Origin of the sequence: Sphingomonas sp. ACRSK (genome assembly GCF_022346685.1) — a bacterium.
In the GTDB taxonomy this organism is placed as follows: Bacteria; Pseudomonadota; Alphaproteobacteria; order Sphingomonadales; family Sphingomonadaceae; genus Sphingomonas; species Sphingomonas molluscorum.
This window is the reverse complement of record NZ_JAKRNR010000017.1, coordinates 36,672-55,601: the sequence shown is the minus strand read 5'-3', so window position 1 is coordinate 55,601 and position 18,930 is coordinate 36,672. Positions and strand designations below refer to the sequence as shown.

General features: G+C 67.5%; 17 protein-coding genes. 5 read left to right on the top strand and 12 right to left on the bottom strand.

All coding sequences use genetic code 11. The annotated features are described in order from the left end of the window. Positions 1 to 7: 7 nt before the first annotated feature. From MHZ35_RS10745 to MHZ35_RS10735, 3 genes are read left to right on the top strand one after another with little or no spacing between them, the layout of a single operon-like run. Complete coding sequence (locus tag MHZ35_RS10745) at positions 8 to 1,195, top strand: HlyD family secretion protein (protein ID WP_239435587.1); 1,188 nt, start codon at positions 8 to 10, stop codon at positions 1,193 to 1,195. Next, a complete protein-coding gene (locus MHZ35_RS10740) occupies positions 1,188 to 2,744 on the top strand; it encodes an MDR family MFS transporter (RefSeq protein ID WP_239435586.1) in 1,557 nt (518 codons plus the stop codon). The genes MHZ35_RS10745 and MHZ35_RS10740 overlap by 8 nt, the downstream gene beginning before the upstream one ends. Before the next feature lie 10 nt (positions 2,745 to 2,754). Then, positions 2,755 to 4,242 carry an efflux transporter outer membrane subunit gene (locus MHZ35_RS10735; protein WP_239435585.1) on the top strand — a complete coding sequence of 496 codons (1,488 nt, stop codon included), beginning with the start codon at positions 2,755 to 2,757 and terminating at the stop codon, positions 4,240 to 4,242. Between the two features lie 25 nt (positions 4,243 to 4,267). Here MHZ35_RS10735 and MHZ35_RS10730 read toward each other — a convergent pair whose 3' ends face one another. Then, entirely contained in the window at positions 4,268 to 5,194 is a 927-nt protein-coding gene (locus MHZ35_RS10730; protein WP_239435584.1) for a DUF808 domain-containing protein, read from the bottom strand. Positions 5,195 to 5,422: 228 nt separating this feature from the next. On the opposite strand from MHZ35_RS10730, the gene MHZ35_RS10725 reads away from it, so the two are divergent. Together MHZ35_RS10725 and MHZ35_RS10720 are read left to right on the top strand one after the other, a co-directional pair. After that, positions 5,423 to 6,760: a dicarboxylate/amino acid:cation symporter gene (locus tag MHZ35_RS10725; RefSeq protein ID WP_125959680.1), complete on the top strand. Its 1,338-nt coding sequence runs from the start codon at positions 5,423 to 5,425 to the stop codon at positions 6,758 to 6,760. Positions 6,761 to 6,776: 16 nt separating this feature from the next. Beyond that, positions 6,777 to 8,270: an alginate export family protein gene (locus tag MHZ35_RS10720; protein WP_239435583.1), complete on the top strand. Its 1,494-nt coding sequence runs from the start codon at positions 6,777 to 6,779 to the stop codon at positions 8,268 to 8,270. Positions 8,271 to 8,381: 111 nt separating this feature from the next. Here MHZ35_RS10720 and rpmE read toward each other — a convergent pair whose 3' ends face one another. The 11 genes from rpmE to tsf form a co-directional block, all read right to left on the bottom strand. Continuing rightward, positions 8,382 to 8,612, bottom strand: coding sequence for a 50S ribosomal protein L31 (gene rpmE / locus MHZ35_RS10715; protein WP_125959682.1), 231 nt, complete (start codon positions 8,610 to 8,612; stop codon positions 8,382 to 8,384). Positions 8,613 to 8,741: 129 nt separating this feature from the next. Beyond that, positions 8,742 to 9,194 (bottom strand): 3-hydroxyacyl-ACP dehydratase FabZ, encoded by a 453-nt coding sequence (fabZ, locus tag MHZ35_RS10710; RefSeq protein ID WP_239435582.1) that lies wholly within the window; start codon positions 9,192 to 9,194, stop codon positions 8,742 to 8,744. Between the two features lie 20 nt (positions 9,195 to 9,214). After that, a complete protein-coding gene (locus MHZ35_RS10705) occupies positions 9,215 to 9,865 on the bottom strand; it encodes an OmpH family outer membrane protein (RefSeq protein WP_125959684.1) in 651 nt (216 codons plus the stop codon). After that, positions 9,865 to 12,582 carry an outer membrane protein assembly factor BamA gene (gene bamA / locus MHZ35_RS10700; protein ID WP_125959730.1) on the bottom strand — a complete coding sequence of 906 codons (2,718 nt, stop codon included), beginning with the start codon at positions 12,580 to 12,582 and terminating at the stop codon, positions 9,865 to 9,867. The genes MHZ35_RS10705 and bamA overlap by 1 nt, the downstream gene beginning before the upstream one ends. Positions 12,583 to 12,694: 112 nt before the next feature. After that, complete coding sequence (locus MHZ35_RS10695) at positions 12,695 to 13,828, bottom strand: M50 family metallopeptidase (RefSeq protein ID WP_239435581.1); 1,134 nt, start codon at positions 13,826 to 13,828, stop codon at positions 12,695 to 12,697. Beyond that, positions 13,825 to 14,985, bottom strand: a complete 1,161-nt coding sequence (locus tag MHZ35_RS10690; protein WP_239435580.1) for a 1-deoxy-D-xylulose-5-phosphate reductoisomerase — start codon at positions 14,983 to 14,985, stop codon at positions 13,825 to 13,827. Before MHZ35_RS10690 ends, MHZ35_RS10695 begins: the two co-directional genes overlap by 4 nt. Continuing rightward, the gene (locus MHZ35_RS10685; protein WP_239435579.1) at positions 14,979 to 15,770 is read right to left on the bottom strand and encodes a phosphatidate cytidylyltransferase; all 792 of its coding nucleotides are present in this window, start codon (positions 15,768 to 15,770) and stop codon (positions 14,979 to 14,981) included. The genes MHZ35_RS10690 and MHZ35_RS10685 overlap by 7 nt, the downstream gene beginning before the upstream one ends. After that, positions 15,767 to 16,462 (bottom strand): isoprenyl transferase, encoded by a 696-nt coding sequence (locus tag MHZ35_RS10680; protein ID WP_342453520.1) that lies wholly within the window; start codon positions 16,460 to 16,462, stop codon positions 15,767 to 15,769. The genes MHZ35_RS10685 and MHZ35_RS10680 overlap by 4 nt, the downstream gene beginning before the upstream one ends. Positions 16,463 to 16,506: 44 nt before the next feature. After that, positions 16,507 to 17,064, bottom strand: coding sequence for a ribosome recycling factor (gene frr / locus MHZ35_RS10675; protein ID WP_239435578.1), 558 nt, complete (start codon positions 17,062 to 17,064; stop codon positions 16,507 to 16,509). Positions 17,065 to 17,083: 19 nt separating this feature from the next. After that, positions 17,084 to 17,812 carry a UMP kinase gene (gene pyrH / locus MHZ35_RS10670; protein ID WP_132883764.1) on the bottom strand — a complete coding sequence of 243 codons (729 nt, stop codon included), beginning with the start codon at positions 17,810 to 17,812 and terminating at the stop codon, positions 17,084 to 17,086. Positions 17,813 to 17,972: 160 nt separating this feature from the next. Beyond that, complete coding sequence (gene tsf, locus MHZ35_RS10665) at positions 17,973 to 18,908, bottom strand: translation elongation factor Ts (protein ID WP_239435577.1); 936 nt, start codon at positions 18,906 to 18,908, stop codon at positions 17,973 to 17,975. Between the last annotated feature and the right edge of the window lie 22 nt (positions 18,909 to 18,930).

Genomic DNA, 18,930 nt, shown 5'->3' with positions numbered 1-18,930 from the left:
CAGGTATATGGCCGACCGACACGAGCAGCCGACCGATGCGCCTCAAGACGCGGGCCGCGAGGACGAGCAGAACGAGAGCAGTCCTCCATCTCCCCGCAAGAAGCGCATGATCCGCATCATCCTGATCACTATCCTCGGGATCGTGCTGGTGGGCGGGCTGCTGTGGTTCATCCAGTATCGGAGTGTCGGCCGCTTCATGCAGAGCACGGACGACGCCTATATCCAGGCCGATGCCGTCATCGTCTCGCCCAAGGTCGCGGGTTATGTGGAGCGGGTGTTCGTCGCCGATAACCAGCAGGTCCGTGCTGGCCAGCCGCTGCTCCAGATCGATCCCGGCGATTATCGGGCGCGCGCTCAGCAGTTCCAGGCGCAGATCGACGTGGCCGAAGCCAATGCGGAGGGTGTCCGCGCCCAAATCCGCGAGCAGGACGCCGCGATCGAGCGTGCGCAGGCGGAAGTTGCCGCCGCTAGGGCCCGCGCCGGCTTCGCCAATGCCGAGGTCGCGCGCTATCGGCCGCTTGCGGCGAGCGGGGCCGAGAGCCGCGAACGCCTGGCACAGTTGGAGAACGAAGCGCGGCAGGCCAATGCGCAGCTCGCCAGCGCCGAAGCGGCCCTGAGCAGTGCCCGCCGCCGCGTCGGCACACTGAACGCGCAGGTCGCCCAGGCCTTGTCGCAAGGAAATGCCGCGCGTGCGCAGCTCGAAAGCGCGCAGGGCGACGTGGGCTCGACGTTGATCCGGGCCAGCATCGACGGCCGGATCGGCGACAAGACCGTGCGGGTCGGCCAGTATCTGCAGCCTGCCACCCGAACCATGTCGATCGTGCCAACGAAGCAGCTCTATGTGGAGGCGAACTTCAAGGAGACGCAGCTCGGCCTAATGCGCGTCGGTCAGCCCGTGAAGCTTGAGGTCGATGCGCTCCCCGGCGTCGAGATCCACGGCCGCGTCGAGAGCGTGTCCCCCGGTACCGGAGCGCAGTTCTCGGTGCTGCCGCCGCAGAATGCCACGGGGAACTTCACCAAGATCGTTCAGCGCGTGCCGGTGCGCATCGCGATCGATGCCGGTCCCGAGACCCTGAAACTGCTGGTTCCCGGCATGTCGGTGAGCCCCACCGTCGACACCCGCTCTGCCCGTGACGCACGGGAGCGGATCAAGCAGGAGCAGGAACGCTACAACGAGCAGCGGGGCCATGACTAAGCCTGCCGCCGCTGCCGGAGGCGCCCCGGCGAAGGCGGACGCCGCTGCGTGGCTGGCGGTGTTCGCCGGCAGCCTTGGCGCGCTTATGGCGACCCTGGACATCTCCATCGTCAACTCGGCGCTTCCGACCATTCAAGGGGAGATCGGCGCCAGCGGGACCGAGGGGACCTGGATCGCGACCTCCTATCTGGTGGCGGAGATCATCATCATCCCGCTGTCCGCTTGGCTGGAGCGGGTGCTGGGCTTGCGGACGCTGCTGCTCCTCGCGGCGGTGCTGTTCACCGCATTCTCGATGCTGTGCGGCATCTCCACCAATCTGACCATGATGATCATCGGCCGCGCCGGCCAAGGCATCACCGGTGGCGCGCTCATCCCTACGGCGATGACCATCATCGCCACGCGGCTTCCGCCCCATCAGCAGCCGATCGGCACCGCGATGTTCGGTGTCACCGCCATCCTGGGTCCGGTGCTCGGGCCGCTGATCGGGGGCTGGCTGACCGAAAGCATCAGCTGGCACTACGCCTTCTTCCTGAACCTGCCGGTGGGCGTGTTGCTCGTGACGCTGCTGCTGATCGGCCTTCCGCATCAGAAGGCGCATCTCGCCGACCTCCTCCGCGCCGACTGGCTCGGCATCGTCGGCCTGGCTCTGGGGCTCGGCGGCCTCACCGTCGTGCTGGAGGAAGGACAGCAGGAGCAGTGGTTCCAGTCCAGCGAGATCCTTCAGCTGACGGCCGTCTCGATCCTCGGCTTCGTCCTCCTGTTCGCTGGCCAGTTCCTGGCCCAGCGGCCGGTGATCCGGTTGCGCCTCCTGCTGGACCGCCAGTTCGGCAGCGTCGCTCTGATGGGCGTCGTCATCGGGATGGTGATCTACGGAACGTCCTACGTGATCCCCCAATTCCTGGCGGCGATCGCCGACTATAACGCCCTCCAGTCAGGGAAGATCGTGCTGCTGTCGGGTATCCCGAGCATGATCCTGATGCCGTTCACGCCCTTCATGATCCGGCACATCGACATCCGCATCGCGGTAGGCGCCGGTCTGGCGATCCTGGCCGCCAGCTGCTGGATCGACACCGCGCTTACCGCAGAGTCCACCGGAAGCGCGTTCGTCGACTCGCAGCTGCTGCGAGGCGTGGGTACCATCCTCGGCTTCCTGTTCCTGAACCAGGCGGCGGTATCGTCGGTGAGCCCGCAGTATGCAGGCGACGCCGCGGGCATCTTCAACGCTGCGCGCAACATCGGCGGATCGCTGGCGCTTGCCGCCATCGCGACCCTCCAGGATCAGCGGAACTGGCTTCACATGCGGCGCATCGAGGAGACGTTCAACGCCAACTCAGTCGACGTGCAAAGCTACTTGGCCGGCCTCGGCCAGGCGCTGGGCAGTCCCGACGCCGCCCTGCGCACGGTCGCCCAGACGATCCAGCGCGACGCACTGGTCATGACGTACAATGACCTGTTCTGGCTCCTCGCCGTCGGCATTCTGTTCGTCATGCCGCTGGTCCTGTTCCTCCGCCCGCTTCCCAAGGGCGTCTCCCTTGCCGCTGGTCACTAGAGGCTCGCTCATGCGCACCCTGCCCCTTCTCACCCTTCCCCTGTCGCTCGCCGCCTGCACCATGGGGCCTGATTATGCAGGCCCGCCCGCCACGCCGTCGCGTGCTCCCGGCGCAGGGTTCGTCCGGGCGACGGACGCGGTGCAGGCCGCGGCCGTGCCCGGCGTCGCGAACTGGTGGACGGCCCTTCGGGATCCGCAGCTCGATGCGCTCGAGCAGCGCGCGCTTGCAGCCAATCCGTCCATCGCCGTCGCCCAGGCCCGCCTCCGTCAGGCTCGTGGCGCGCTGCGCCTCGAGCGCGCGAACCGCCTGCCGAGCGCGAACGTCAGCGGCAGCTACCTGCATGCAGAGCTCCCCGGAATCGACCTGGGTTCGCTGACCGACGGCTCCGGCGACGGCGAAACCCCCGACACAGGCGCGGGCGAAGGCATTGCCGACGGCGACAGCATCGGCGTCGACTTCTTCAATCTGGGGTTCGACGCGAGCTGGGAGATCGATCTGTTCGGCCGCCGGCGCCGCACGGTGGAGGCGGCGCGCGCCGCCGCGGAGGGTGCCGAAGCAAATCTGGCGGATGCTCAGGTGCAGCTTACCGCCGAGGTGGCGCAGGCCTATGTCGCGCTGCGGGACCGCCAGGCGCGCCTTGCGCTGTCACAGCGCTCCTCCGAGATGCAGCGCCGGATCCTCGGCCTGACCGAAGAGCGCTATGCCCGCGGCACCGTTTCGGCACTCGACGTCGAGCGCCTCCGCCTTCAGGTCGAGAACACCGATGCCGAGCTGGTGCCGCTCAACGCGGAAGTGGCGAGCTACCTGAACGCCCTTGCCGTTCTGGTCGGCGAGGCTCCGGGCGCGCTGGACGATGCCTTGAAGGCTCCTCGCCCCATCCCGCTGGTGCCGGCACAGGTTGCGGTGGGTGACCCGACGTCGCTGCTTCAACGCCGCCCCGACATTCGCGCCGCGGAGCGCCAGCTTGCATCGCGGACCGCGCGGGTGGGGGTCGCGGAGGCAGCACGCTTCCCGAGCCTGAACCTTCAGGGCATGCTCGGCCTGGGCGGCACCTCCATCGCCGACGTCGTCGATCCGGACAATCTGCTCACTCTCGCGAGCCCGATGCTCCAGTGGAACCTGCTGGATTTCGGCCGGGGACGCGCTCGGGTCGAACAGGCTGAGGGGGAGCGCGACGAGGCGGAGGCAAGCTATCGCCAAGCGGTGCTCGGCGCGCTTCGCGATGCGGAAGACGCGCTTGCCCGCTTCGGTGCGCGGCGGCAGACGCTCGTCAGCCTGGTGCGGGCAAAGGCATCGGCAGATCGTGCCTCGACGCTGATGCAGCAGCGTTTTCGCGCAGGCACCGCTACGCTGATCGACACGCTCGACGTTGAGCGCCAGCGGGTCGCCGCCGAGCAGCAGCTGTCCGTCGCCACCGCCGGCCTCACCACCGACTATGTCGCGCTCCAGAAGTCGCTCGGCCTCGGCTGGTCCGCCCCCACGGCTGCCGCGCCCTAGACGGGCGCGGCTTCCCGGGCCGTTCTCAGTGGCGGATTTTGTGGACCGCGGTGGCGATGATCGCGCCGACGGCCACACCCAGCACGCCCGACAACAAAGCCGTCAGAAACCATGCCACGACGCCGCCAAGCGGCACGGCGTGATGGACGGCTTCGGCGAGATGGTGGACGAACTCCGCCGGAGCCGCGAAGCCGAGCACCTCGGCGCCGTGCAACAGGATGCCGCCGCCGACCCACAGCATCGCCGCGGTGCCGACGACGGACAGGACCCGCATGATGACGGGCATGCTCTTGACCATGCCGCGTCCAAGCGCGCGCACGCCGGATGAAGACAGCTGGGCCAGGTGCAGCCCGATGTCGTCCAGCTTCACGATCAAGCCGACGACGCCATAGACGCCGACGGTAATCGCGAGGCCGACCACCACCAGAACCAGCGCCTGGGTGAGGATCGAGGACTCCGCCACATCGGCGAGGGCGATCGCCATGATCTCCGCAGACAGGATCAGATCGGTCCGAACCGCATCGCCGACCTTCGCCTTCTCAAGCGCGCTGGCATCGACGAAGCCTTCCTCGACGGGCGCCGCGTCATGATGCTCGCCCTTGATCGCACCGAGCACCTTCTCCGCGCCCTCGAAGCAGAGGAAAGCCCCCCCCAGCATCAGCAACGGCGTGATGGCCCAAGGAGCGAAGGCGCTCAGCAGCAGTGCCGCAGGCAGCAGGATCAGCAGCTTGTTCCGCACCGAGCCAAGGGCGATCTTGCCGATGATCGGCAGTTCGCGTTGGGGCGTCAGGCCGGTGACATAGCGCGGGGTGACCGCGGCATCGTCGACGACCACGCCCAGCGCCTTGGATCCCGCCTTTCCGGCTGCGGCACCGACGTCGTCCAGCGACGCCGCAGCCAGTTTGGTGAGGCCAGCAACATCGTCGAGAAGGGCAACCAGTCCACCGGGCATGTGCTCACCTGTAACAAGAGGAAGCCGTGCCTAGCCGGGGAAGTGGCGCCTGCTCAAGCGCGCTGCGGGATGGAGAGATCAGCGAGAGGTGGGAACGGGTCGGCATCAGCAATGTTCGGCCATTCACCGATAAAGATTATCGCTGTTGTGAAGGGCTGCCGGAACGTTCATCCGGCCTGGCCTCTCGACCGCCTGCGGGTGGGACTGCAGGAAGAAGATGAAAGGTTCATGATGTTGCCCTCCCCCGCCCCCGGTGAACAGCCGGTCTCGCGCAGTCCGTGGTACGCGCACCTGTACGTGCAGGTGCTGGCGGCGATCTTCGCAGGCGTCATGCTGGGCCACTTCGTCCCTGAAGCCGGTGCCGCGTTGAAGCCGCTGGGCGACGCCTTCATCAAGCTGGTGAAGATGATCATCGCACCGGTCATCTTCCTGACCATCGTGTCGGGGATCGCGGGCATGCGCGACCTCGGCTCGGTGGGGCGAGTCGCCGCCAAAGCGTTCGCCTACTTCCTGTTCTTCTCCACCATGGCGCTGATCGTCGGCCTGATCGTCGCGAACGTCGTGCAGCCAGGCGCGGGGCTCAACATCGATCCCGCCACCCTCGATCCCTCCAAGGTCGCTGGCTACGCCGCCAAGGCGCACGAGACATCGCTCATCGGCTTCCTGATGGCGATGATCCCGGACACCATCTTCTCCGCGATGGTGCAGGACAACATCCTCCAGGTCCTGTTCGTCTCGATCCTGTTCGGGGTGAGCCTCGCGCTCGTCGGAGATCGCGGTAAGGGGATCACCGACCTGGTGAACCAGGTGTCGGTTGTCGTCTTCAAGCTCGTGTCGATCGTCATGAAGGCAGCGCCCATCGGCGCATTCGGCGCGATGGCCTTCACCATCGGCGCCTATGGCCTCGGCACGCTTGCGAACCTCGCGATGCTGGTGGCGACTTTCTACCTCACCTCGTTGCTGTTCGTGCTGGGGGTGCTGGGCATCGTCGCCCGGTTGTGCGGGTTCTCGATCCTGCGGCTGATCGGCTATCTCAAGACCGAGCTCCTGCTGGTCCTGGGCACCTCGTCGTCCGAAAGCGCCCTGCCCGCGCTGATCGAGAAGATGGAGCGCGCCGGCTGCCCGAAGTCGGTCGTAGGGCTGGTGGTGCCGACCGGCTATTCGTTTAACCTGGACGGCACCAACATCTACATGACGCTCGCCGCGCTCTTCATCGCGCAGGCGACGGGCGTGCACCTGTCGCTGGGCGAGCAGCTGCTGCTGCTGGGCGTCGCGATGCTTTCCTCCAAGGGGGCGGCCGGCGTGACGGGCGCGGGGTTCATCACGCTCGCGGCGACGCTCTCGATCGTGCCTTCGGTGCCCGTCGCCGGCATGGCGCTGATCCTGGGCGTGGACCGCTTCATGAGCGAGTGCCGCAGCCTAACGAACTTCATCGGCAACGCGGTCGCGACGGTGGTGGTGTCGCGTTGGGAAGGTGCGCTCGACCGGGAGCGGTTCGATGCGGCGATGCGCGGCGAAATGCCGCGCGTCGACGAGGTCGATCCCGCCACCATTCCTGCAGCGTAACGGCGGGAAGCGGTTCATGAGCAGCCTGTTGCGGTACGCCGTTGGCGCTGCGTCAGTCGTGGCGCTTCTTCCCGCGGGTGCCGAGGCGCAGACGAGCCCGGCGCCTAAGGAGACGCGTCAGAGCCCCACCCCAGCGACTCCGGTAGCGGACAGCTATCCTTCCGCGGCGACTGGCGAGGGCGCCACGAGTGAAGGCTATAACCTGTCCCGGTGGGCGGAGAATTGGCGCAGCCTTTGCGATCCGGCAAAGCGCGATGATCCGCTGGACCGACTGAAGTGCCTGCCGATCGACAGCAACGGCGATGTCTACCTGACCCTGTCGGGCGAACTGCGGCTTCGGGTCAACGAGACGACCAACCCCGGTCTTCGCGAAGCCAGCGCGCAACGCCAGGACATCAACCGCATCGTTGCCGGCGCCGATCTGCACGTGGGGCCGCATTTCCGCGCCTATGGAGAGATCGCCCACGGCGGACTCGACGGACGCAACCTGGGGACGGTGGCGGCAAACCTGCGCAACGATCTGGTCGTGCAGCAGGCGTTCGTCGAAGGGAATGCCCGGGTCGGGGGCGCGGCGGTGGGCGTGCGCTATGGCCGGCAGGAGTTCACCGACGGCCCCAACCTGCTCACCTCGCAGCGTGACAACAACACCATCCGCTTCGTCCTGAACGGCGCCCGAGCTTGGGTGCGGGGGCGGCGGGTACGCGCCGACGTGTTCGACTTCAAGTTCACCAGCCTGGGCACCGAGGGCACCGCCGACGATCGCGTGGACGACGGCCAGCGCTTCTCGGGAATCACCCTCGGGATCGTGCTGCCGCCGGTGGCAGAGGGCGCCAAGCTGTACCTGGACCCGTTTATCTGGCGGCTGCGCGACGACAATGCCTCCTGGGGAGGCGTAACGGCTCGCGAGGAGCGCCATTACCAGGGCGCGCACCTGTGGGGCGAGGCGGGTCCGCTGACGCTCGACTGGACGGTCAACCACCAGGGCGGCAGCTTCGGCAACCGGAACATCGACGCGTGGCAGCTGCTCCTTGCCCAGACCTACCGCATCGGGAGCGGGAGCAGCGCGCCACGCGTGGGCTTCCACATCGATTATGCGACCGGCGGCGGCGCCTATGGCGAGGGAACGCTGCGCAACGCCCTCGCCCCGTTCGGCAACAACGTCTACTACAGCTACCAGCTGGCGCTGACGCCGACCAACCTGGTGGCGCTGGCCCCCAACGTCACCTTCACCCCGCTCAAGAAGCTGCGCGTGACCGCGGAGTACCAGCTGAGCTGGCGCGACTCCGCAGCGGACGCCGTGTACCGGGCCAACGGCACTGCCTTTGCCGGCACCGAGCTGGTCGGCGGGCACAAGGTCGGCAACGTCGCCCGGTTGCAGGCGATCTACAGCCTGTCGCCGCGCGTCTCCCTGACGGGACGCTACGAGCACTTGGCGGCAGGCTCGGTGCTGACGCGGGCCGGCTACACCGACTCCGATTTCCTGGGGGGCTGGATCAGCTTCCGCTTCTAGGCGGGCAGCCAGAAGCCTGCCTCGCCCGGACACACGAACGCCCGCCGGCTCCAAGCGGGCGGGCGTCGTATCTCGTGCGGTAAGCCGTCGCGGGGCGGGCCCCGCCCGGGCTTACTTCTTGCCGAGCGTGAGGCCGCCGAAGCGCTTGTTGAAGCGCGCGACCTGGCCGCCCGCGTCCAGCAGGCGCTGGTTGCCACCCGTCCAGGCCGGGTGCGCCAGCGGATCGATGTCGAGCTGCATCGTGTCGCCTTCCTTGCCCCAGGTGGAGCGGGTCTCGAACACGGTCCCGTCGGTCATCTGCACCTTGATGGTGTGATAGTCGGGATGAATGTCTTTCTTCATGGTCAAGCTCCTGTGAATGGCTGGTTTCCGACCAGCCGGAACGAAGGGCGCGCCCTACACGCAAGGGCGGCCCACCGCAAGCGGCAGGCCGCCCGAGAGGCGGAAAGTTAGTCGAAAGTTAGTCCAAGATCACGCCTTGGGCGGGTCGGCGATCATGGCGGTGAACTCGCATTCGGTCGCGACCTCGCCGTCCAGCAGCGCCTTGCCCGCGAACTTGCAGACACGCGAGCGCTTCTGGACGAACTCTACCTCAAGCTTCAGCAGCACGCCAGGCTCCACCGGCTTGCGGAACTTCACGCCGTCGATCGACATGAAGTAGACGAGCTTGCCCGAGCCGGCGAGGCCGAGGCTCTCGACCGCGAGTACGCCGGCGGCCTGGGCCAGCGCCTCGACCTGGAGCACGCCCGGCATGATCGGCCGTCCGGGGAAGTGTCCCTGGAAGAATTCCTCGTTGATCGAGACGGCCTTGATCGCCGTGATGCGCTGATCGAGCACGAGTTCTTCGACCCGGTCGACCAGCAGCATCGGATAGCGGTGCGGCAGCGCCGCCATGACCCGCTTGATATCATACGGCTGCGTCATGGCACCGTCTGCCGCCATTATCAGCGACCCCGCGGCCGGGTCGTGGTGGCGGGTGCCGGAGCCGCAGCTGCCGGTGCGGCCTGCTGCTGACCACCCGGCTGCCAACCGGCCGGCGGGGTGATCTGGACGCTGGGGACCGAGCGGTTCAGCTCGGCGATCACGTCGTTGGTGACCTGTGCCGCCGGCAGCGACTTCACGGTCGCGTCGGGGGGCAGGATCACGGACAGGCGGCGCGCCGCCATCACGCGATCGAGCGCCGGCTCGAGCTGGCGGACGATCTGCTCGTTGACATAGGCCTGGGCGAGCTGGACCGGCTGAAGGATGCGGCCCAGTTCCTGCTGTGCGGTCTGCTCGCGCTGCTGGATGCCCTGGTACTGCGTCTGGAGCGCCTGCTGGTTCGCGTTGGGCGCACGACGGGCCGCCTCGAACGCATCGACCTGCGGCTTCAGCTCGTTCTGGATCGCGGTGCGGCGGGTGTTCGCCTGGTCGATCTGCGCCTTGTAGGTCGTCTGGATCTGGGTCATCGCGGTCGTGAACGCGTTGGAGCGGCGCACCGCCTCCTGCAGGTCGACGACGCCGAGGCCCTGTACCTGTGCGAACGCAGGCGCCGCGACCGAAGTAGCGGAAACGGTGACGAGTGCGGCGAGCGCCGCCTTGGAGAAGCTACGCATCAGAATTGAGTCCCTACGTTGAAGGTAATGAGCTTGGTGTCGTCGCCCTTTTGCTTGAGCAACGCCTTGGCCACGTCAATCCGCAGCGGCCCGAACGGCGAGTTCCAGTTGACGCCGATACCAACCGACAGACGCGGCTTCCAGGTATCGCCGTAATATTCCTCAAGGAACGGCGCGACCGTGTTGACCGCCGCGACGTTCGTCTCACCGCCGACGCAGGTGCCGCCATAGGTGGCGGCATAGCCGGTCGTACAGGTGGTGAGGCGAGTCGAGGTGCTGCCGCTCGAGTTGGTGAAGCTGTTGAGGTACAGTGCCTGGCCGGTATCGGTCCGGATCGGATCGACGCGGGGCAGCAGCGACGGCGAGCCGTCCTTGTTGAACATGGGGTTCCCGCTCGCGTCGGTCGCTTGCTCGAACTCGGCCGTCGGGCGCGGACGCGTCAGGCTGAACAGCGAGCCGATCTGAACGAAGACCGACGGGCGCAGGCCGAGTTCGGAAATGCCCGACCCGAGCGGCGGCTCGAGTTCGAGCTTGCCCAGGTAATAGGCCTTGCCGCCCAGCGGATCGTCGTAGCTGTTGTCGGTCGTGAGCGCCTGCGTCCCCGAAGCCGCATCGCCCGTCATATAGGTACGGCGGATGCGCGGGCCCACGCCGCGGATGTCGAAGCCGCGGAACTGCGGCTCGCCGAGATAGAAGCGGTCGGTGATGCGAACCGGATCGATGCCCGGTCCCGGGCTGTCCTGCAGGGCGTGGATGTAGCCGCCCTCCAGCCCTGCCGACAGCACCCAGCCCCCGAGGTTCCAATATTTGTCGCCGTCGAAGCGGCCGCGGATGTAGCGGACGTCGCCGCCCAAGCCGGCGAAGTCGGCGCCGAGCACGACCCGCGAACCGCGGCTCGGACGCAGGCGGCTGTTGAGGCTGTCATAGATCAGCGAGAGGCCGATCGAGGAGGTCAGGCGGTTGCCGATCGCGTCGCAGAGATAGCGGCCCGCCTTGAGCGGATCGCACTCGCCGTTGGTGTAGTAGGTGTCCTCGTCGAGCGTGACCTTGTCCTGCTGCAGCGTGTAGCGGCCCGAGAGCTGCCAATATTCGGTGAGCGGGACACCAGCGACGAGCGTGCCGCCGGTCGAGAGCTGCGAGTAGAGGTCGTTACGATCGCGACCGCTGCCGTAATAGTTGAACGAGTTGTAGTCGCGCCGGAACAGCGTGCCGCCGAGCGCGATGTTCTTGTCGAACAGATACGGCTCGGTGAAGCCCAACTCGATCGACTTCGAGTAGCTCGAATAGCTGGCGCTGGCCGAGAGGGTCTGCCCCTTGCCGCGGAAGTTGTTCTGCCGGATCGACGCCTGCAGGATGAACTTTTCGAGGCTCGAGAAACCGGCCGAGAGCGAGAGCTCACCGGTCGAGCGCTCCTCGACGTTCGCCGCAAGGATGATGCGGTCAGGGGTCGAGCCCTGCTCCTGCTTGATCTCGAACTTGTCCTGGAAATAGCCCAGCGAGTTGATGCGATCCTGCGAGCGCTTCACCATGAACGCGTTGAAGGCGTCGCCTTCGGCCACGCGCATCTCGCGGCGGATCACCTTGTCCTGGGTCTGCGTGTTGCCGGTGATCTCCACCCGCTCGACGTAGGTGCGGTTCGCCTCAGCCAGGAAGAAGTTGATCCCCATCGTCAGCGCTTCGCGATCGCGCTGGAATTCCGGGCGAACGTCAGTGAAGGCGTAGCCGTAGAGCCCGGCATACTGGCTGAGGCTGTCGATCGAGTCCTCGACCAGCTTGGCGTTGTACCAGTCGCCCTTCTTCATCGGCAGCGTCGCGGCGAGCTTCTCGCCGTCGAAGTCGCGGATCGCGCTGTCGACCTTCACGTCGCCGAACTTATATCGCGGCCCTTCCTCCACCACATAGGTGATGATGAAGTCGCGCTTGTCGGGGGTGAGCTCCGCCACGGCCGAGATCACGCGGAAATCGGCATAGCCCTCGGTCAGGTAGAACTGGCGCAGCTTCTGCTGGTCGGCGGCGAGCCGGTCCTGGTCATAGCTGGTGTTCGAGCTGAAGATCCGGAAGGTACGCGCCTGCTTCGTGTACATCTCCTTGCGGAGGTCGGAATCCGAATATTGGTCGTTGCCGATGATGTTGATCTGGCGGACCTTGCTCTTCGGCCCCTCGTTGATCTCGAACACCACGTCGACGCGGTTCTGGTCGAGCATGACCATCTGCGGCTCGACCGAGGCGGCGAAGCGGCCCTGACGGCGATAGAGCTCGACGATGCGCGCCACGTCGGCACGCACCGCGGTGCGGGTGAAGATCTGCCGCGGCGCGAGCTTGATCTCCTTGACGATCTTGTCGTCCTTCAGCCGCTTGTTGCCCTCCAGCACCACGCGGTTGATGATCGGGTTCTCGCGCACGACGACGACGATGTCGCCGGTCTCGACGCCCTCGATCTGCGCGTCGGCGAGCAGATCGGACGCGAGCAGGTCGACGATCGCCTGGTCAAGGCTCTCGGTGGTGTAGGGCTGGCCCACGCGCAGCTTCGTATAGGACAGCACCGTATCCGGCTCGATGCGCTGCGAACCGCGCACGGTGAGCGACCGGATGTTGCGGACCGGAGCCGAGACCACCACCGGGGGGGTCGTCGCAGGAGCAGCCTGCTGCGCCTGCGCAGCGGGGGCGGTCGGCGTCGTCTGCGCCATCGCGACACCCGACAGCATCGTGCCTGCCATCAGCACGGTCGCGCGCACGCCGTAGTTGGAAACCTTCGTCACATCCCACCCCAGTCGGTAAGCCGTACAACACACACGGCATGCGGATCGCGTCCGCCCTGCCCTAACCCGCTCACCCGATCAAGCCGGACAAACCCCGCCAAAGACCGAGCGAACCAAGATCGTTCGCCGTCACCAGAACCATCAATGCCAGGATCGCCATCACGCCGCCACGGAAAGCCCATTCCACGACCCGCGGATCGGTGGGCCGGCGGCGAACCGCCTCGATGGCGTAGAAGAGAAGATGGCCGCCATCCAGCATGGGAACTGGCAAGAGGTTGATGAACCCCAAGTTAATCGAGATCAGCGCCACCAGGAACACGAACGCCTGGGGCCCGAGCACCAGCTGCTCGCCGGAAGCGCGCGCGATGCTGATGGGGCCGCCGAGCTCCGACACCGGCCGGCGCCCGCTGACGATCTGCCACAGCGTGTCGACCATCATGCCGACCATCTGGCCGGTCTGGCGGACGGCCACCACCGGCGCCTCCAGCACGCCTACGGGCTCGATCACGCGGCCGGCCGGGCCGATGCCGAGCTGCCCAAGCCGGAAGACGTTGCCGAAGCGGTCCTGCTCCGTCGTGGTGCCAAGCGTAACCGGAATCGTCTGCACCTGGCCGTCGCGAACCAGCTGGATGGTGCTCGCCTCGCCGGGGCGGATGCGGGTGTAGCGCGCGACGTCGTCGAAGGTGTCGACGCCGCGCCCGCCCATCGCGAGGATGCGATCGCCCGGCCGGAGACCGGCGGCGGCGGCAGCGCTGTTCGGCCCGACGAGGCCGATCGTCGGCGGGGTGCGGCTCTCGCCATAGGCGAGCGCGAAGCCCGCCAGGATCAGGATCGCGACCAGGAAGTTGATGACCGGGCCTGCCGCGACGATGATCGCGCGCTGCCACAAGGGCTTGGCCTGAAACGTGCCGCTGCGCTCGGCGGCCGGCAGCGAGAGCCATTCCGCGGACGGCTGGCTGGCCGGGTTCATGTCGCCGGCAAAGCGGACATAGCCGCCGAGCGGGAGCCATCCGAACTTCCAGCGGGTGCCGTGCCGGTCGGTGAAGCCTCCGATCTCACGCCCGAAGCCGACCGAGAACGCCTCCACCTTCACCCCGAACCGCCGGCCGGCGAGATAGTGGCCGAGTTCATGGACGAATACGAGCGGGCCGAGCGCCAGCAGAAAGGCGAGCACGCTCAGCAGGAAGCCCGGGCCTTCGATCAAGCGACGCAGTCCTTCACACGCTCTCCCGCCAGCCTTCGGGCCTCCCCGTCGACGGCGAGCACCGCGTCGAGCGTGGCCGGGGCCTCCGGATCATAGCGCTCCAGGGTATCGGCCACGATTGCGGCAATTTCGAGGAACCCGATGGCTCCGGCGAGGAATGCCGCGACCGCGACTTCGTTGGCGGCGTTCAGGATCGCCGGGCGGGCGCCGCCGGCCTCTAGCGCCGCGCGCGCGAGCGAGAGCGCAGGGAAACGGACCGGGTCGGCAGGCTCGAAATCGAGGCGGCCGATCGCGGCGAGATCGAGCGGGGCGCAGGGCGTCGCCATGCGATCGGGCCAGGCGAGCGTATGCGCGATCGGGGTGCGCATGTCGGGCGTGCCCATCTGCGCGAGCACGGAGCCGTCGACATACTCCACCATCGAATGCACCACCGACTGGCGGTGGACGATGACGTCGAGCTGCTCGGCGGAAACCGGGAAGAGGTGGAACGCCTCGATCAGTTCCAGCCCCTTGTTCATCATGGTGGCGGAATCGACCGAGATCTTGGCGCCCATCGACCAGTTGGGATGGGCGACGGCCTGGGCCGGGGTGATCGCGCGCATCGCCTCCAGGCTGGTCTCGCGGAACGGACCGCCGCTGGCGGTGAGCACGATGCGGCGCACCCGCTCGGGTGCCGCGAAGTCGAAGCACTGGAAGACGGCATTGTGCTCGGAATCGACCGGCAGCAGCGTCGCGCCATGGGCGCGGGCGGCCGCGGTCGCCACGGCACCGGCGGAGACCAGCGCCTCCTTGTTGGCGAGCGCGACGGTCGCCCCGGTCTGGAGCGCGGCCATGACGGGGCGAAGGCCGGCGGTGCCGACGATCGCCGCCATGGTCCAGTCGGCGCCCATCGAGGCTGCCTCGGCGACCGCATCCGGTCCCGCCGCAGCCTCGGTGTCGCTGCCGGCGAGGGCGTCGCGCAGCGCGTCGAGGCATTCTGGATCGGCGACCACGGCGCGGCGGGCGCGGGTGCGGATCGCGGCCTCGGCCAGCTTCTTCACGTCGCGGTTGGCGGTGAGGGCCAGCACTTCGAACTGGTCGGGCGCGCGGACGATCAGGTCCAGCGTCGAGGTGCCGATCGACCCCGTCGCACCCAGGATGGAAACGCGCTTCACCATGTGATCTTCGCAAGCTCGACCATCAGCGCGGCGGCGGGGGCGACGGGCACGAGGCCGTCGAGCCGGTCCAGCACGCCGCCGTGGCCAGGGAGGATGTTGCCCGAGTCCTTGACGCCCGCGCGACGCTTGAGCTGGCTCTCGTACAGGTCGCCCATCTGCGCCAGCACCGCGAGGAGCGGCGTCGCGAGCACCAGGTGGAGCGGGAGCCCGAGCGGCTGGAGCGCCGCGCCGAAGACGCTCGCCGCGAGCACGCCGCCGATAAGGCCGGCCCAGGTCTTGTTGGGGCTGATGGTGGGCGCGAGCTTCGGGCCGCCGATCGAGCGGCCGGCGAAATAGGCACCGATGTCGCAGGCCCAGACCAGCGCCATCGCCCAGAGGCTGAGCAGCACGCCGTGTTCCTGGTTGCGCAACAGCAGCAGCGCCAGGACCGGAAGCCCCACATAGACGATGCCGTGAGCGAGACCTGGGCGGCGCGTGATGATAACCGTGAAGAAGGCGGCGCCTGCAATCAGGCCGAGCGCGAGAAAGCCGGGTCCGGCGGCGAGCGGGGCCATGATCGCGACGGGCACGAACAGCGCGAACTGCGCAAGGCGCTTGTCCGCATAGGCGGCGCGGTGGAGGTCTGCCCACTCCGCCATCATGAACAGCGCCGCGACGGCCACCAGCAGCCAGAAGAGGAAGCCGCCCGCGTAGAGCGCGAGGCCGGCGACGCCGATCATGGCGACGCCCGCGACCGCGCGGACGCCGAGATCAGAACGCCGCGCGGGCGCCGAGGGATCGCTCACAGGCCACCGAAGCGGCGGTGACGGCGGCCGAACTGGGCGACCGCGTCCGCAAGCGCATCGGCGCCGAAGTCGGGCCAGAGCGTGTCGACGAACAGCAGTTCGGCATAGGCCGCCTGCCACAGCAGGAAGTTCGAGAGCCGCACCTCGCCCGACGTGCGGATCAGGAGGTCGAGCGGCGGAAGATCGCGGGTGGTGAGCGCATCCTCGATCGCGGCCTCGTCGATCGCCTCGACCGCCATTTCGCCATCGCGCACGCGGGCGGCGAGCTGACGGGCGGCGGCGGCGATCTCCGCCTGCGCGCCATAGTTGAGCGCGATCGCCAGCTGGCAGCCGGTGTTGCGGGCCGTGCGCGCGATCGCGTCCTCGATCAGCCGGACGAGATCGGGCGAGAGGCGGCGCCAGTCGCCGATGACGTGCAGGCGGACGTTCTCGCGGGCGAGCTCGTCGATCTCGCTGCGCAGGAAATGGCGCAGCAGGCCCATGAGGTCGCTGACCTCTTCCTCCGGCCGGCGCCAGTTCTCGGACGAGAAGGCGTAGAGGGTGAGCGCCTCGATCCCCAGTTCGCGGGCGGCGCGGGCGACACGGCGCACCGCCTCCGCCCCCTGGCGGTGCCCGGCGATCCGCGGCAGCCGCCGGGCCTTCGCCCAGCGGCCGTTCCCGTCCATGATGATCGCGACGTGGCGTGGCACCACAGCACCCGCCCCACCCGACGCCGGAACCGAAGCCGCAAGCGACCTCACTTGCCCAGGATTTCCTTTTCCTTGGCCGCGGCGGCCGCGTCGAGATCGACGATGGTCGCGTCGGTGAGCTTCTGCACCTCGGTCTCGTGGCGCTTGCGCTCGTCCTCGGACATCAGGCCTTTCTTCTCGTCGGCCTTCAGGCTGTCCATGCCGTCGCGACGAACATTGCGGACCGCAATCCGTGCCTTTTCAGCATATTGGCCGGCGAGCTTCGCAAGTTCCTTGCGACGCTCTTCCGTCAGGTCGGGGATCGGCAGGCGCAGCGTCTGGCCGTCCACGATCGGATTGAGGCCAAGGCCGGCGGAGCGAATCGCCTTGTCGGCAGGCCCGACGTTCGACTTGTCCCACACCTGGACGGAGAGCATGCGCGGCTCCGGCGCAGACACGGTCGCGACCTGGTTGAGCGGCATGTGCGCGCCATAGACCTCGACCGTCACCGGATCGAGCAGCGAGACGGAGGCGCGGCCGGTCCGGAGACCGCCCAGATCGCCCTTCAGCGCCTCGACCGCGCCGGCCATGCGGCGTTCGAGGTCGGCCTTGCTATATGCGGCCATGAATCAGGCTCCTGTTCTTTTAAGCGTTGGTCTGGTTCTGGACGACGGTGGCGGTGCCCTGACCGCGCAGCACGGCTGCCAGATTGCCCTCGTCGCGAATGTTGAACACGACGATGGGAATGTCGTTGTCGCGGCACAGGGCGACGGCGCTCGCGTCCATCACCTTGAGGTCGTCCGCGAGCACCCGCCCGAAGCTCAGCGTGTCGTAGCGCTTGGCAGTCGGCACCTTCTTCGGATCGGCATCGTAGACGCCGTCGACGCTGGTGCCCTTGAACAGCGCACTGCAGTTCATTTCGGCGGCGCGGAGCGCGGCGGTCGTATCCGTCGTGAAGAACGGGCTGCCGGTGCCTGCGGCGAAGATCACGACCCGCCCCTTCTCCATATGGCGGACGGCGCGACGGCGGATGTACGGCTCGCACACCGATGCCATCGGGATCGCCGACTGGACGCGCGTCTCGACACCGATCCGCTCCAGCGCGTTCTGCATGGCAAGCGCGTTCATCACGGTCGCGAGCATGCCCATGTAATCGGCGCTGGCGCGGTCGAAGCCCTGAGCAGCACCGGCGAGGCCGCGGAAGATGTTGCCGCCGCCGACGACGAGGCAGAGTTCATGCCCCTCGTCCCGAGCGGCCTTCACTTCCCGCGCGACGCGATCGCAGGTGGCGGGATCGATGCCGAACTGACCCGGCCCCATCAGGACCTCGCCCGAGAGTTTCAAAAGGATGCGATCGAAGCGAGGCAGGGTCATGACACCTTGTACGTACGGGGTTCGGGAATGGCGCGGACCTTAGGCGGCGGCGGCTGCGATGCCAAGCGCAGATGCCGTGCAGATCCCGTGAATACGAGGACGGGCGCGACCACCCGAAGGTAGCCGCGCCCGCCAGAAGAAATCGCGAGAAAAGCGATGCTTACTTGGTAAGGCCGGCGGTTGCCGCAACCTCTGCCGCGAAGTCGCTCTCTTCCTTCTCGATGCCCTCGCCGAGCTGGAAGCGGACGTAGTCCTTCAGCACGATCGAGGCGCCGGCGTCCTTGCCCGCCTTGGCGATCACGTCCTGAACCGGCGTCTTGCCGTCCATGACGAATGCCTGGGTCAGGAGCGCGTTCTCCTTCTTGAACTTCTCGATCGGGCCGTTGAGGATCTTCTCGGCCACTTCGGCGCTCTTGCCGACGATCTTCTCGGCGTTCTTCTCACGCAGAACCGCAGCTTCGCGCTCGACGACTTCCGGGTCGAGATCGTCGACCGACAGCGCCAGCGGGAAGGCCGCGGCGATGTGCATCGCCAGGTCCTTGCCGAGCTTCTGCAGCACTTCGTCCGAAGCGGTCGATTCGAGCGCGACGAGCACGCCGATCTTGCCGAGGCCGGCCGAGGTCGCGTTGTGCACGTACGGGACGATCGCGCCGCTGGTCACTTCGAGGCGCTTTGCGCGGCGGAGCGACTGGTTCTCGCCGATCGTGGCGATGTTGTGGGTGAGCACGTCGCCCACGGTGGTGCCCGACGGCATCGCCGCAGCCTTGATCGCCTCGACGTCGTCGCCAACCGACAGCGCGACCTGGGTCACTTCACGAACGAAGTTCTGGAACTGCTCGTTCTTCGCGACGAAGTCGGTTTCGGAGTTAACCTCGACCGCAGCACCGATGGTGCCGGCAACCGCTACGCCGACCAGGCCCTCTGCCGCGGTGCGGCTGGACTTCTTGGCGGCGGCAGCCAGGCCCTTGGTACGCAGCCAGTCGACGGCCGCTTCCATGTCGCCGCCGCTCTCGGCCAGCGCCTTCTTGCAATCCATCATGCCCGCGCCCGAACGCTCGCGCAGTTCCTTGACGGCGGCGGCGGTGATCTCTGCCATGTCCTGGTTCCTTGTATCTCAG